Here is a 14,305-nt window from a genome sequence, read left to right on the forward strand (position 1 = left end):
TTTCATCAAAAAGTAGCCTGTGCTATACTTGATACCATTAAATTGAAATAAACTGATGCCGCAGCGATGTCTGCGGCTTCTTAATTAGAAGGTGAAATAATGATTCAATCAGCTTATATTCACATCCCCTTTTGTCATCATATATGTCACTATTGTGACTTTAATAAAGTATTCTTTAAACAACAGCCTGTTGATGAATATATTGAAATGGTCATTAAAGAGATGCAACATAGAAGTAAAATTAGCCAGGAACACCCTCTTAAGACTATATTTATAGGTGGAGGAACACCAACTGCGTTATCAGCTAAACAGTTAGATCGGCTATTTGAGGGGATTACGGAAGAATTACTTCCTGAAAATCAACTTGTAGAGTTTGCAGTCGAAGCAAATCCCGGAGAGTTAACAGAAGAGAAGTTGTCCGTATTAAAAAATGCAGGTGTAAATCGTTTAAGTATAGGAGTTCAAAGCTTTGATGATGAGTTATTAAAGAAAATTGGGCGTGTTCATCGAACGGAAGATGTGTTTAGAACGGTCCATCAGGCTGAAAAGTCAGGCTTTGATAATATAAGTTTAGATCTCATGTATGCTCTTCCTGGCCAAACGGTAGAGCAGTTTAAGAAAACTCTTGAAACAGCTTTTACGTTAAATGTTAAACATTATTCAGCTTATTCCTTAATTATTGAACCTAAAACTGTATTCTATAATCTCATGCAAAAGGGGAGATTATCATTGCCACCTCAAGAGCAGGAAGCGATTATGTATGAGCTGGCAATGGAAGAAATGAATAAACAGGGATTTAAACAATATGAAATTAGTAATTATGCGATACCGGGCTATGAAAGTAACCACAATATCACATATTGGAATAATGAGTACTATTATGGTTTTGGAGCCGGCGCACATGGCTATGAAGATGGGATTAGAACATCAAATATCGGACCTGTTAAGAAATATATGGAAAATGTGCTTGAAGTAGGATATGCTTATCAATCCCAACATCAAGTGAGTATCGAAGAGGCAATGGAAGAGGAAATGTTTTTAGGACTCCGCAAAGTAGAAGGTGTTTATAAGGAAAGGTTTTTTAAAAAATTTGATTTAACAGTAGAAAGTAAATTTGGAGAACAAATTAAGCAATTAGTTCATAAAGGATTATTAGTGGATACTGAAAAGTCTATTTTCTTAACACGAAAAGGTAAATTATTGGGTAATGAAGTATTTCAAGAGTTCTTGATCTCATAAATCTGGATAAAAATTCATGTATTTATTAATTGACAATTTATTTTGGTTTTGATAACTTTTTATATATATTTAGCACTCGCTCTTGAAGAGTGCTAACAGAGGTGATGAATAATGCTTACAGATCGCCAATTGTTAATCCTTCAAGTAATAATTGATGATTTTATTCATTCAGCTCAGCCTGTAGGTTCTCGATCATTAGCGAAAAAAGACGATATAACGTTTAGCTCGGCTACTATTAGGAACGAGATGGCTGACTTAGAGGACCTTGGATTTATTGAAAAAACCCATAGTTCTTCTGGACGTGTTCCTTCTGAGAAGGGATATCGCTATTATGTGGACCATTTATTATCTCCACAAAGATTAACGAAAACAGAAGTATCACAAATTAAATCAATTTATGCTGAGAAAATATTTGAACTAGAAAAGGTTGTTCAAAAATCAGCGCAAATTTTGTCGGAATTGACAAATTATACATCGATTGTACTCGGGCCCAAAGTGAATGAAAATCGGTTGAAAAGGTTACAGATAGTCCCGATAAATCATGATACAGCGGTAGCTATCATTGTGACAAATACCGGTCATGTTGAAAATCGAACCATTACCTTTCCAGGATCACTTGACCCTAGTGATATCGAAAAAATGGTAAATATTTTAAATGAAAGATTAGTCGGGGTTCCTCTAGTTGAGCTGCAGAATAAAATTTTCAAAGAAGTTGTCACAGTTCTTAAAGATCATATTGAAAACTATGATATGCTATTAAGGATCATGGCTGGATCATTAAAGTTAGACTCAGCTGAAAAGATTTATTTTGGCGGTAAGACTAATATGCTAAGCCAACCGGAGTTTTCAGATATCGGCAGAATCAGGTCGTTATTAACGATGATTGAACATGAAAAAGAATTGTATGGTCTATTAAAAAGCAACAACACGGGATTAACAATTAAAATCGGTAAAGAGAATGATAATTCCGCAATGGAAAATTGTAGCTTGATTACAGCTACATATTCTCTAGGGGAAAATCAATTTGGTACAATTGCTGTATTAGGTCCAACAAGAATGGAGTATTCACGAGTGATCAGCTTATTAACAAGAATGACCCGTGACCTTTCTAAAACCCTTACTGAATTGTATCACGAAAGATAAGCTTGGTTATATTGATATATGGATGGGATATACTCTATTCCATCCGATTCCTATGCATATAAATCATATGATATAACGATTTCTTTAAGGGAGGTGAAACATCGTGTCAAATGAGAAAAACGTTGCAGAACAAGAAGAAACAGTAGATACACAAGACACTGAAGAAGTCGAAGTTGAAGTAGTCGATGCAGAAGATGTTATTGTTGAAGAAGCTGAAGAAACTGCTGATGAAACAACTGCAAAAATTGCTGAATTACAAGCGAAGCTTGACGAAACAGAAAATAAAATGCTTCGAAATCAAGCGGACTTCGATAACTTTAGACGCCGCACTCGCTTAGATCAGGAAGCTGCTCAAAAGTATCGTGCTCAAAGTATTGTCTCTGACATTTTACCTGCTCTTGATAACTTTGAAAGAGCGTTACAAATAGAAGCTAATAATGAACAAACAAAATCATTATTACAAGGTATGAATATGGTTTACAATCAGTTAGTTCAAGCCCTTCAAAATGAGGGTGTAGAAACAATTAAATCTGTTGGTGAACCATTTGATCCACATCTGCATCAAGCAGTTATGCAAGTTGAGGATGACAACTTTGAATCCAACACTGTAGTAGAAGAACTACAAAAAGGCTACAAACTCAAGGACAGGGTCATACGACCTGCAATGGTAAAAGTAAATCAATAAAAAAACTTACATATTAGGAGGTTCTATTCAATGAGTAAAATTATCGGTATCGATTTAGGTACAACAAACTCATGTGTCGCAGTTTTAGAAGGCGGAGAACCGAAAGTAATTCCAAATCCAGAAGGAAACCGTACAACACCTTCTGTAGTTGCTTTCAAAAATGGTGAACGTCAAGTTGGTGAGGTTGCAAAGCGTCAAGCTATCACTAACCCAAATACAATTATCTCAATTAAACGTCATATGGGTACTGATCACAAAGTAGAGGTTGAAGGCAAAAACTATACACCTCAAGAACTTTCAGCGATCATTCTTCAACACTTAAAATCTTATGCTGAAGAGTATTTAGGTGAGCCAGTTACTAAAGCAGTTATTACTGTTCCGGCTTATTTCAATGATGCTGAGCGTCAAGCTACAAAAGATGCCGGTAAAATTGCCGGTTTAGAAGTAGAACGTATTATTAACGAACCTACTGCAGCAGCTTTAGCATATGGGTTAGATAAAACAGACGAAGATCAAACAATCCTGGTTTATGACTTAGGTGGCGGTACGTTTGACGTATCTGTCCTTGAACTTGGTGATGGTGTATTCGAAGTACGCTCTACTGCTGGGGATAACCGTCTAGGTGGAGATGACTTTGACCAAGTTATTATCGACTACTTAGTTGCTGAATTCAAAAAAGAAAACGGCATTGACCTTTCTAAAGATAAAATGGCATTACAACGTTTAAAAGATGCAGCTGAAAAAGCGAAAAAAGATCTTTCAGGTGTAACATCAACTCAAATTTCATTACCATTTATTACAGCTGGAGAAGCTGGTCCACTTCACTTAGAAGTAAGCCTATCTCGTGCGAAATTTGATGAACTATCATCTGATTTAGTAGAAAGAACAATGGGACCTGTTCGTCAAGCACTAAGTGATGCAGACCTTTCAGCAAATGAAATTGATAAAGTTATCCTTGTTGGTGGTTCTACTCGTATTCCTGCTGTTCAAGAAGCAATTAAAAAAGCATTAGGAAAAGAACCGCATAAAGGTGTAAATCCTGATGAAGTTGTTGCACTTGGTGCATCAATTCAAGGTGGAGTTATTACTGGAGACGTTAAAGATGTTGTATTACTTGACGTTACTCCACTTTCACTTGGTATTGAAACAATGGGTAGTGTATTTACAAAGCTTATTGAACGTAATACAACAATCCCAACAAGTAAATCACAAGTGTTCTCAACAGCAGCTGATAACCAAACAGCAGTAGATATTCACGTATTACAGGGTGAACGTCCAATGGCAGCTGACAACAAAACATTAGGTCGCTTCCAATTAACTGATATTCCACCAGCACCACGCGGTGTACCACAAATCGAAGTATCATTTGATATTGATAAAAATGGTATCGTAAATGTTCGTGCTAAAGACTTAGGAACAAATAAAGAACAAGCGATTACGATTAAATCAAACACCGGTTTATCAGATGACGAAATCGAACGTATGGTAAAAGAAGCGGAAGAAAATGCTGATGCTGATAAAGCCCGTAAAGAAGAAGTGGAACTTCGCAATGAAGCAGATCAATTAGTCTTCCAAACAGAGAAAACGTTAAAAGATCTTGAAGGAAAAGTAGACGAAGCTGAAGTAGCAAAAGCGAATGAAGCGAAGGATGCTTTAAAATCAGCGATTGAAAGTAATAACTTAGAAGAAATTAAAGCGAAAAAAGAAGCTCTTCAAACTATCGTACAAGAGCTTTCAGTAAAGCTGTATGAACAAGCTCAGCAAGCAGCAGGTGCACAGCAACAAGGTGGAGATGCAGGCAGCAAAGCTGATGATGTTGTAGATGCTGAATTTGAAGAAGTAAATGATGACGACAAAAAATAAGTCAATCTAAGGTAAAAAGTCAAAGTCAGGGTGCGTCTTGACTTTGACTTTTTTTGCACGATCAGAAAATACAAAAATATTATGGATGATCGTATATGAAAAACTAAGGCTTCCCCATTAAGACCTGGGATAAGCCGGATTTTTTTATTAAAATGAAAAGCATTATATGGATGGATAATTATGTTGCTTTTCATCTCTTTTGAGTGATACAATTTACCTTATGTGAGAAAATCGGGAGTGAGAAATTATGAGCAAGCGTGATTACTATGAAGTCCTCGGGTTAAGTAAGAACGCGAGTAAGGATGAGATAAAAAAAGCTTATCGAAAGCTTTCAAAAACATATCATCCTGACATTAACAAAGAAGCTGATGCTGATGCAAAATTCAAAGAAATTACGGAAGCTTATGAAACATTAAGCGATGATCAAAAGAAAGCTCATTATGATCAATTCGGTCATACTGATCCGAACCAAGGTTTCGGTGGCGGTGCAGGATTTGGTGGAGACGGCTTTGGATTTGAAGATATTTTCAGCTCAATCTTTGGTGGCGGAACTCGTAGAAGAGACCCAAATGCACCAAGACAGGGTGCGGACCTGCAATATACAATGACATTGGATTTTGATGAGGCTGTATTCGGTAAAGAAACAACAATTGAAATTCCTAGAGAAGAAACTTGTGAAACATGTAATGGGTCAGGTGCTCAAAAGGGAACAAAACCCGAAACATGTACACATTGTGGTGGTAGCGGGCAACAAAGCGTTGAACAGAATACACCATTTGGCCGTATCGTAAATCGCCGGGTCTGTCACCATTGTGAAGGTACAGGGAAAATGATCAAACATAAATGTGGAACTTGCCGTGGAACCGGAAAGGTGAAAAAACGCAAGAAAATATCAGTGAAAATTCCTGCAGGTGTAGATGATGGTCAGCAATTACGTGTTTCTGCACAGGGAGAACCAGGAGTAAATGGTGGACCTCCAGGTGATCTTTATGTCGTGTTTAACGTAAGAGATCATGAATTCTTTGAAAGAGATGGCGATGATATCTATTGTGAAATGCCATTAACGTTTGCACAGGCAGCACTTGGGGATGAAATCCAAGTACCGACATTGCATGGAAAAGTAAAATTAAAAGTACCAGCAGGAACACAGACTGGTAAGAAATTCCGTTTATCTGGGAAAGGTGTTCCAAATGTAAGAGGGTATGGTCAGGGAGATCAATACGTTATTTTACGTGTATTAACGCCGACAAACTTAACTGAAAAGCAAAAAGATCTTTTAAGAGAATTTGCTGACATAAGCGGTTCAAAACCTGATGAACATGAAGAAAGTTTTTTTGATAAAGTAAAAAGAGCCTTTAAAGGTGATTAATTAACGAATTTTTAATGGTTTAGGATTGGAGTTGGTAGATATGAAGTGGTCAGAATTAAGTGTTCATACAACACAAGAAGCAGTTGAACCTATTTCAAATATCCTGCATGAGGCTGGAGCGAGTGGTGTAGTCATTGAAGACCTTGCAGATTTAATGAAAGAACGTAGTACCGCGCTAGGTGAAATCTACCAACTTGATCCAACCGATTATCCTGAAGAGGGCGTTGTTGTAAAAGCCTATTTACCCGTGAATAGCTTTCTTGGGGAAACTGTTGATGCAATTAAAGCCGGTATCAACAATCTATTGTTATATGATATTGATCTGGGAAGAAATCATATTACAATCAGTGAAGTAAATGAAGAGGAATGGGCGACGGCATGGAAAAAATATTATCATCCCGTAAAGATTTCTGAAAAGTTTACCATTGTTCCAACATGGGAAATATATGAGCCGGTAAGTTCTGATGAACTGATCATTGAACTTGATCCGGGAATGGCGTTTGGAACAGGTACACATCCTACAACAGTTTTATGTATTCAAGCATTAGAACGTACCGTACAAAAGGAAGACACGATCATTGATGTTGGTACAGGGTCTGGTGTGTTAAGTATTGCAGCTGGATTACTAGGTGCTACACAAATTGAAGCCTATGATTTAGATCAAGTAGCTGTTGAGAGCGCAAAACTAAATGTGAAGCTAAATAAGGTTCAAAACGTTGTAAATGTCTCACAAAAGAACTTACTAGATGGTGTTGAAGGACCAGTTGACTTAGTTGTGTCAAATATATTAGCTGAAATTATTGTTCGTTTCATAGACAAAGCTTATGACGTATTAAAAGAAAACGGAACGTTCATCACGTCCGGAATTATTCAAAATAAAAAACAGGAAGTAAAAGAAGCCCTAATAAATGCAGGCTTTGTCATTGAAGAAACAATGGTTATGGAAGACTGGGTAGCGTTTATAGCAAAAAAGAAGTAAGGAAAGAAGGCGTTTCTTTTGCAACGGTACTTTATTAAAGAAGATAAAACTAATATTGAGACAACCATTTATGTTAATGGTGATGATGTCCATCATATTTCGAGGGTCTTGAGAATGCAAGCAGGCGATAAGATTATATGCTGTACGAAAGATGGTTTTGAAGCTCTTTGTGAAATTGTTGAAATTACCAATGACCAGATTCAATGTTTTGTATTAGAATGGATGTCAGTGAATCGTGAATTACCTGTATCTATATCCATTGCGAGCGGGTTGCCTAAAGGGGATAAGCTTGAATGGATCATTCAGAAAGGCACCGAATTAGGTGCTTCTTCATTTATCCCTTTTAATGCTGCTCGTTCAATTGTGAAGCTTGAAGCAAAGAAAATCGGGAAAAAGCTTGAACGTTGGAATAAGATTGCTAAGGAAGCTTCTGAACAGTCATACCGCAATAAAATACCTGAGGTTTTAGAGCCTTGTGATTTTCAACATATTATAGAGTTAGCAAAAAGCTATGATGTGAAGGTCGTCGCTTATGAAGAGTCGGCAAAGCAAGGTGAAAAGAAAAATCTGGCTAAAGCTTTCGAAAAATTAGAAGAAGGCAGTTCACTTCTGGTTGTATTTGGCCCTGAAGGCGGGCTAACAGAGAAGGAAATTGAAAGATTAGAGCAAACTGGTTTTTATATATGCAGTTTTGGACCAAGAATTTTAAGAACGGAAACAGCACCATTATATTTATTATCTGCTGTTTCTTATTATTTCGAACTATCGAGGTGATAAATAATGCCTACAGTAGCATTTCATACATTAGGTTGCAAGGTAAATCATTATGAAACAGAAGCCATTTGGCAGCTATTTAAAGAAGCTGGCTATGAGCGGACAGAATACGAACGAATTGCGGATGTATATGTCATTAATACGTGTACAGTAACAAACACAGGTGACAAAAAAAGTCGACAAGTTATTCGACGAGCGATTAGAAAAAATCCTGATGGTGTTATTTGCGTAACAGGATGCTATGCTCAGACTTCACCTGCTGAAATTATGGCGATACCAGGTGTAGATATTGTTGTAGGAACTCAAGATCGTGTGAAAATGCTTGAGTATATAGAACAATTTAAAAAAGAAAGACAACCGATTAACGGTGTTAGAAATATCATGAAGACGCGTGTGTATGAAGAACTTGATGTACCATCTTTTACTGATCGTACAAGAGCTTCATTAAAGATTCAGGAAGGATGTAATAATTTTTGTACATTCTGTATTATTCCGTGGGCTCGTGGGTTAATGCGTTCTCGTGATCCAAAAGAGGTTGTTGCACAAGCTCAGCAGCTAGTTAACGCTGGATATAAAGAGATCGTACTAACAGGAATTCATACTGGGGGCTATGGTGAAGATTTAAAAGATTATAATCTTGCTATGCTATTAAGAGATTTAGACGAACAAGTAGAAGGACTGAAACGTATTCGTATTTCTTCAATTGAAGCGAGTCAAATTTCAGATGAAGTTATTGAGGTCCTTAAGAAATCAGACAAAGTTGTTCGTCATTTGCACATTCCAATTCAGTCCGGATCTGACACAGTATTAAAGCGTATGCGCAGAAAATATACAATGGAGTTTTTTGCGGAACGTTTAGACCGCTTAAAAGAAGCATTACCGGGCTTAGCCATAACATCTGATGTTATTGTTGGGTTCCCAGGTGAAACAGAAGAAGAATTTATGGAAACTTATAACTTCATTAAAAAATACAAGTTCTCTGAGCTCCATGTATTTCCTTATTCCAAGCGTACAGGAACACCTGCTGCTCGCATGGATGATCAAATAGATGAAGAAATTAAAAATAATCGTGTTCATCGATTAATTGAACTTTCAAATCAACTTGCGAAGGAATATTCTTCACAATTTGAAAATGAAGTGTTAGAGGTTATTCCTGAAGAAAGATATAAAGAAGAGCAAAACGAAGATTTATATGTAGGTTATACAGATAACTACTTGAAGGTTGTATTGCCTGCAAATGAAGAAATGGTTGGGAAAATTGTTAAAGTGAAAATTACGAAAGCCGGGTATCCCTACAATGAGGGGCAGTTTGTAAAAGTAATGGAAGACATTCACAAACCAACTGAAAAAGTTCGATTAACATCATGATATCAAAAAGGGTCAGCATAAAAAATGCTGTCCCTTTTGAATTATATAATGAAAATGTGATAAAAAGCAGTGATGGAGTACAAATTAATTTTGTACTCGTTTTTACACAGAATAAATGTTAAGATGTAAGAGGTCGGACAACTATAATAAGGAGTCGATACATAATGTCTAAAATAGCGAATATGATTGACCATACAGCCTTGAAAGCAGATACAACCAGAGATGTTATTGAAAAGCTTTGTCAGGAAGCAGCTGAGTATCAATTTGCATCCGTATGCGTAAACCCAACTTGGGTTGAAACAGCTGCTCAGTTATTAAAGAACTCTGAAGTTAAGGTTTGCACAGTGATTGGATTTCCACTAGGGGCAAACACACCTGAAACAAAAGCGTTTGAAACAAAGGATGCCATTGAAAAAGGTGCTACAGAAGTGGATATGGTCATTAATATAGGAGCACTAAAGGATAAAAACGATGATCTTATTCTAAAAGACATAAAAGCAGTTGTTGACGCTGCAAATGGGAAAGCATTAACGAAGGTTATTATTGAAACTAGTTTACTTACTGAAGAAGAAAAAGTTAGAGCATGTGAACTTTCTGTAAAAGCAGGAGCAGACTTTGTAAAAACTTCGACAGGCTTTTCAACAGGAGGCGCTACTGTAGAGGATATTTCACTAATGAGAAAAACAGTAGGTCCTACAATAGGTGTAAAAGCTTCAGGAGGAGTAAGAGATACAGAAGGTGCAGAGGCACTTATAAAAGCTGGTGCAACACGAATAGGAGCAAGCTCTGGAGTATCCATTGTAAAAGGAGAAGTTTCAACATCAGATTACTAATTCAAAACCATTTGGTCAATTTGTACAATCAAACAATTTTAATCTGCATAAAATAAACTTAACATTTAAACTTATTCAGAAATCAAGATCTTTTTATGATATGAGTTGACCTGTATTATTCATTATATTATAATGTCAAAGTACATGTTTAACTATAGACATGTTTTATTTACAAGATGTCGATTGGTTGTATTCGGAGGGAGGGAAAGAGAATGTCAAAAACGGTCGTTCGTAAAAACGAGTCGCTTGAAGATGCTCTTCGTCGTTTCAAACGTACTGTATCAAAAAGTGGTACAATACAAGAAGCTAGAAAGCGCGAATTCTATGAAAAGCCTAGCGTAAAGCGTAAGAAAAAGTCTGAAGCAGCTAGAAAGCGCAAATTCTAAAAGAGGGTGTACGTATGAGTCTTCTTGATCGGTTGAATCAAGACATGAAACAAGCGATGAAAAACAAAGAAAAAGACAAATTAGTTGTTATTCGTATGGTCAAGGCTGCTTTACAAAATGAAGCAATCAAACTTGGCAATAACGAATTGTCTGCTGAAGAAGAATTGACGGTTCTTTCTCGCGAGCTTAAACAACGAAAAGACTCCCTCCAGGAATTCAAAAATGCTGATCGTTTGGACTTAGTTGAAAAAACACAAGCAGAAATCGATATACTTGTCGATTATATGCCTGAGCAGCTTTCCGAGGAAGAAGTTTCTGAAATTGTAAAACAGACTATTTCAGAAGTAAATGCTACTTCTAAAGCCGACATGGGGAAAGTCATGGGAGCACTTATGCCCAAAGTAAAAGGTAAAGCAGACGGAAGTCTTGTTAATAAGCTTGTGCAACAACAGCTATCATAAATGAGTAAAAACACCTTGCCTTAGCAAGGTGTTTTTACTATCTACAAAAGTAAATCTCTTATTTTAAGACATACTAAAATAAGAAAAAGACTAATAAGAAGTGAGATAACGTATACATAAAATAAAATGAAACCTTTTGCACTTACATTCGTATTACTATTATCTGATTAAGCTTTAGATTTTCAGTGATCAATATGGCCTTTTAAGAGCTTGAGGCAAGAGTCCATATGCGTATGGTCCAACCGTTAACATTTAAAGTGAAAGGAGGGAAATAAGTGAAAAAACAGTTTTTTCTATTTTTGATTGCTTTCGCTTTATTACTTAGTTTTTATCAAGGGTATCAGTCAATAGCTAAAGCTGATTCGACTCAAAAAGTGTATGTCATTCCTGTCGAAGAAACTGTTGAAAAAGGACTTTCTCAATATATAAAAAGAAATATAAATGAAGCACAAACACAAAAAGTGGATCATATTGTCCTGGAAATTGATACTCTTGGTGGAGCAGTTGACGGAGCCATGGAAATTTCAGATACCCTTCGTTCAAGCGAGATTCCAATAACCGCTTATATAAATAGACGCGCTATATCAGCTGGAGCTTATATAGCATTAAATGCCGATCAAATTTATATGGCGCCAGGAAGTCAAATGGGCTCTGCTGCAGTTATCACAGGTGATGGGAATGCAGCTGATGATAAAGCACAATCTTTGTGGCTGTCTGAAATGCGCGAATCTGCCGAACGAAATGGCCGTGATCCTAAATTTGCGTTAGCTATGGCTGATAAAGATGTAGATATTCCTGAATATGGTGCCGGCAAGGGTGATTTGTTAACACTAGAAACAAAGCAGGCATTAGAAGTTGGCTATTCAGAAGGAACTGCTGTCAGCTTAGAAGACTTGTTAACTCAACTTGACCTTGGGAGTGCAACGGTTATAGAAGCTGAGGAAAGCCTTGCAGAGAAAATAGCCCGATTTATTACAAACCCTGTAGTTGTTCCAATTCTTTTATCTATAGGCAGCTTAGGTTTAGTTGTGGAGCTTTATTCACCGGGATTTGGAGTTCCTGGGTTTATGGGAATTTCTGCTCTGCTTTTATTCTTCTATGGGCACCTAGTAGCTGGTCTGGCAGGGATGGAAGCCATTATACTCTTTATATTGGGAGTTATTTTCTTAATAGCTGAATTATTTGTACCTGGCGGGATATTAGGTATACTAGGGTTTGCTAGCGTTATTGTCAGTTTGTATGTTGCGTCAGGGAATTTCGTTCATATGACGATATCATTATTGATTTCTTTTGCTGTAGCTTCTGCAGCATCTATTCTATTAGTAAAGGTGTTTGGAAAGCGTATGAATATCTTTAAAAAGCTAATATTGCGTGACTCCACAAATACCGAAAGTGGGTATGTGTCAAATGTTTCCAGACGAGAATTAGTTGGAGCAGAAGGTATTGCGTTAACAACATTAAGACCTTCTGGGACAGCAGTTATTAATGATGAACGACTGGACGTTGTAACTGAAGGCGGATATATTATAAAAGGTCAAAAGGTTAAAGTTATTAAAGTTGAAGGCTCACGTATTGTTGTGAGAGAGTTAAATGATTAATATTTAGGTAAATAGGAGGAATTTAACAATGGATGCATCTGCTATTCTATTAATTGGTCTTGTTCTTTTAGGGTTAATCTTTTTAGGTGTTTTCTTTACATTTGTGCCAATCGCACTATGGATATCAGCATTAGCTGCTGGTGTAAGAATTAGTATATTTACGTTAATTGGAATGAGGTTACGTCGAGTTATTCCTAGTCGCGTAGTGAATCCATTAATTAAAGCTCATAAAGCTGGTCTTGATGTTACAACGAACCAACTGGAAAGTCACTATTTAGCTGGTGGTAATGTTGACCGCGTCGTTAATGCACTAATTGCTGCAGAACGTGCAAACATTGAATTAACTTTTGAACGTTGTGCTGCAATCGATCTAGCAGGTCGTGATGTATTAGAGGCTGTTCAAATGAGTGTAAATCCAAAGGTTATCGAAACACCATTTATTGCTGGTGTAGCAATGGATGGTATTGAGGTAAAAGCAAAAGCTAGAATTACTGTAAGAGCTAACATTGAACGATTAGTCGGTGGTGCCGGAGAAGATACGATTATTGCCCGTGTTGGAGAAGGAATTGTAAGTACAATCGGTTCTTCTGATAATCATAAAAAAGTATTAGAAAACCCGGATCTTATTTCTCAAACAGTTTTAGGTAAAGGATTAGATTCAGGAACAGCATTTGAAATTCTCTCGATCGATATTGCAGATGTTGATATCGGTAAAAATATTGGAGCAGAATTACAAACCGAGCAAGCTGAAGCAGATAAGAAAATTGCACAAGCAAAAGCAGAGGAAAGAAGAGCAATGGCTGTAGCACAGGAACAAGAAATGCTTGCCCGTGTTCAAGAGATGAAAGCGAAGGTTGTGGAAGCTGAGGCACAGGTACCACTAGCTATGTCTGAAGCTCTACGTACAGGGAATATCGGTGTAATGGACTATATGAACATTAAAAATATTACAGCAGATACTGAAATGAGAGATTCAATTGGAAAAACAAATAAAGACCAGAACGATTCTGATCAATTTTAAAGATTTGTAAATGATAAGGGATGGAAGTCGATCAAAAAATCGGCTTTATTCCCTTTCCTCACAAAAGGAGGGAGAAAACATGGATATTACTGATATCATTTCCAATCCAATCGTATGGGCATTTCTTGTATGGTTGTTTTCAAGACTCTTTACTAATAAAAATAATGAAGAAGAAAACAAGCCGGAAGTACCTGGTCAGCCAAAAAATCGGCAAGAACCAAGGCAAAACCCAAGGCAAAACCCTAGACCAACTGCAAGGCCGGTACCTAAACCTGTCATGACAACTGTTGAATCTAAAAGAAATGAAGGAAGTAAGCCGCCTCTTCAAACGGTACAAGAGGCATATGAGAAGATGAAGCAGCGTTCTTCAGAAAAAGAAATAGAGGTAAGGGTTGTAAAAGAGCAACCTAAACCAAAGTCCGTCATGCCTCAGGAACGAACACTTTCAGTTAATCGAAATGTTCGTCAAAATCCTCTTGTCATTGATCAAAATAAGGCAGCCCAAGGTGTTATTTGGAGTGAAATATTAGGTCCGCCCCGTGCCAAAAATCCACATTATACAAAAATGGGAAGACATTCGTAACTT

Annotated in this window: 14 protein-coding genes; all 14 read left to right on the top strand. The window is 36.9% G+C overall.

Annotated elements, in window-relative coordinates; translation table 11 throughout:
• The first annotated feature begins 102 nt into the window (after positions 1 to 102).
• The 14 genes from hemW (at position 103) to LC095_RS00935 (ending at position 14,302) form a co-directional block, all read left to right on the top strand.
• Positions 103 to 1,239 (top strand): radical SAM family heme chaperone HemW, encoded by a 1,137-nt coding sequence (hemW, locus tag LC095_RS00870; protein WP_226526724.1) that lies wholly within the window; start codon positions 103 to 105, stop codon positions 1,237 to 1,239.
• A 111-nt stretch (positions 1,240 to 1,350) separates the two neighbouring features.
• A complete protein-coding gene (gene hrcA, locus LC095_RS00875) occupies positions 1,351 to 2,382 on the top strand; it encodes a heat-inducible transcriptional repressor HrcA (protein WP_226526390.1) in 1,032 nt (343 codons plus the stop codon).
• A 103-nt stretch (positions 2,383 to 2,485) separates the two neighbouring features.
• The gene (gene grpE / locus LC095_RS00880; protein WP_226526391.1) at positions 2,486 to 3,067 is read left to right on the top strand and encodes a nucleotide exchange factor GrpE; all 582 of its coding nucleotides are present in this window, start codon (positions 2,486 to 2,488) and stop codon (positions 3,065 to 3,067) included.
• A 30-nt stretch (positions 3,068 to 3,097) separates the two neighbouring features.
• Positions 3,098 to 4,930, top strand: coding sequence for a molecular chaperone DnaK (gene dnaK, locus LC095_RS00885; RefSeq protein WP_226526392.1), 1,833 nt, complete (start codon positions 3,098 to 3,100; stop codon positions 4,928 to 4,930).
• 247 nt (positions 4,931 to 5,177) lie between these two features.
• Complete coding sequence (gene dnaJ / locus LC095_RS00890) at positions 5,178 to 6,299, top strand: molecular chaperone DnaJ (protein ID WP_226526393.1); 1,122 nt, start codon at positions 5,178 to 5,180, stop codon at positions 6,297 to 6,299.
• A 40-nt stretch (positions 6,300 to 6,339) separates the two neighbouring features.
• Positions 6,340 to 7,278: a 50S ribosomal protein L11 methyltransferase gene (prmA, locus tag LC095_RS00895; protein WP_226526394.1), complete on the top strand. Its 939-nt coding sequence runs from the start codon at positions 6,340 to 6,342 to the stop codon at positions 7,276 to 7,278.
• A gap of 18 nt (positions 7,279 to 7,296) precedes the next feature.
• Positions 7,297 to 8,052, top strand: coding sequence for a 16S rRNA (uracil(1498)-N(3))-methyltransferase (locus LC095_RS00900; RefSeq protein ID WP_226526395.1), 756 nt, complete (start codon positions 7,297 to 7,299; stop codon positions 8,050 to 8,052).
• A gap of 6 nt (positions 8,053 to 8,058) precedes the next feature.
• Positions 8,059 to 9,420 (top strand): tRNA (N(6)-L-threonylcarbamoyladenosine(37)-C(2))-methylthiotransferase MtaB, encoded by a 1,362-nt coding sequence (mtaB, locus tag LC095_RS00905; RefSeq protein ID WP_226526396.1) that lies wholly within the window; start codon positions 8,059 to 8,061, stop codon positions 9,418 to 9,420.
• A 164-nt stretch (positions 9,421 to 9,584) separates the two neighbouring features.
• Entirely contained in the window at positions 9,585 to 10,253 is a 669-nt protein-coding gene (gene deoC / locus LC095_RS00910; protein WP_226526397.1) for a deoxyribose-phosphate aldolase, read from the top strand.
• A gap of 212 nt (positions 10,254 to 10,465) precedes the next feature.
• On the top strand, positions 10,466 to 10,639 hold the full coding sequence (gene rpsU, locus LC095_RS00915; RefSeq protein WP_015595024.1) for a 30S ribosomal protein S21: 174 nt from the start codon (positions 10,466 to 10,468) through the stop codon (positions 10,637 to 10,639).
• Between the two features lie 14 nt (positions 10,640 to 10,653).
• The gene (locus LC095_RS00920; protein ID WP_026558699.1) at positions 10,654 to 11,100 is read left to right on the top strand and encodes a GatB/YqeY domain-containing protein; all 447 of its coding nucleotides are present in this window, start codon (positions 10,654 to 10,656) and stop codon (positions 11,098 to 11,100) included.
• Positions 11,101 to 11,375: 275 nt separating this feature from the next.
• On the top strand, positions 11,376 to 12,698 hold the full coding sequence (locus LC095_RS00925) for an NfeD family protein (protein WP_413467438.1): 1,323 nt from the start codon (positions 11,376 to 11,378) through the stop codon (positions 12,696 to 12,698).
• 28 nt (positions 12,699 to 12,726) lie between these two features.
• Positions 12,727 to 13,719 carry a flotillin-like protein FloA gene (gene floA, locus LC095_RS00930; RefSeq protein WP_226526398.1) on the top strand — a complete coding sequence of 331 codons (993 nt, stop codon included), beginning with the start codon at positions 12,727 to 12,729 and terminating at the stop codon, positions 13,717 to 13,719.
• A 79-nt stretch (positions 13,720 to 13,798) separates the two neighbouring features.
• Positions 13,799 to 14,302, top strand: a complete 504-nt coding sequence (locus tag LC095_RS00935; protein WP_226526399.1) for a hypothetical protein — start codon at positions 13,799 to 13,801, stop codon at positions 14,300 to 14,302.
• Positions 14,303 to 14,305: the final 3 nt, after the last annotated feature.

The organism is Metabacillus niabensis (genome assembly GCF_020524345.1).
GTDB classification, from domain to species: domain Bacteria; phylum Bacillota; class Bacilli; order Bacillales; family Bacillaceae; genus Metabacillus; species Metabacillus niabensis_B.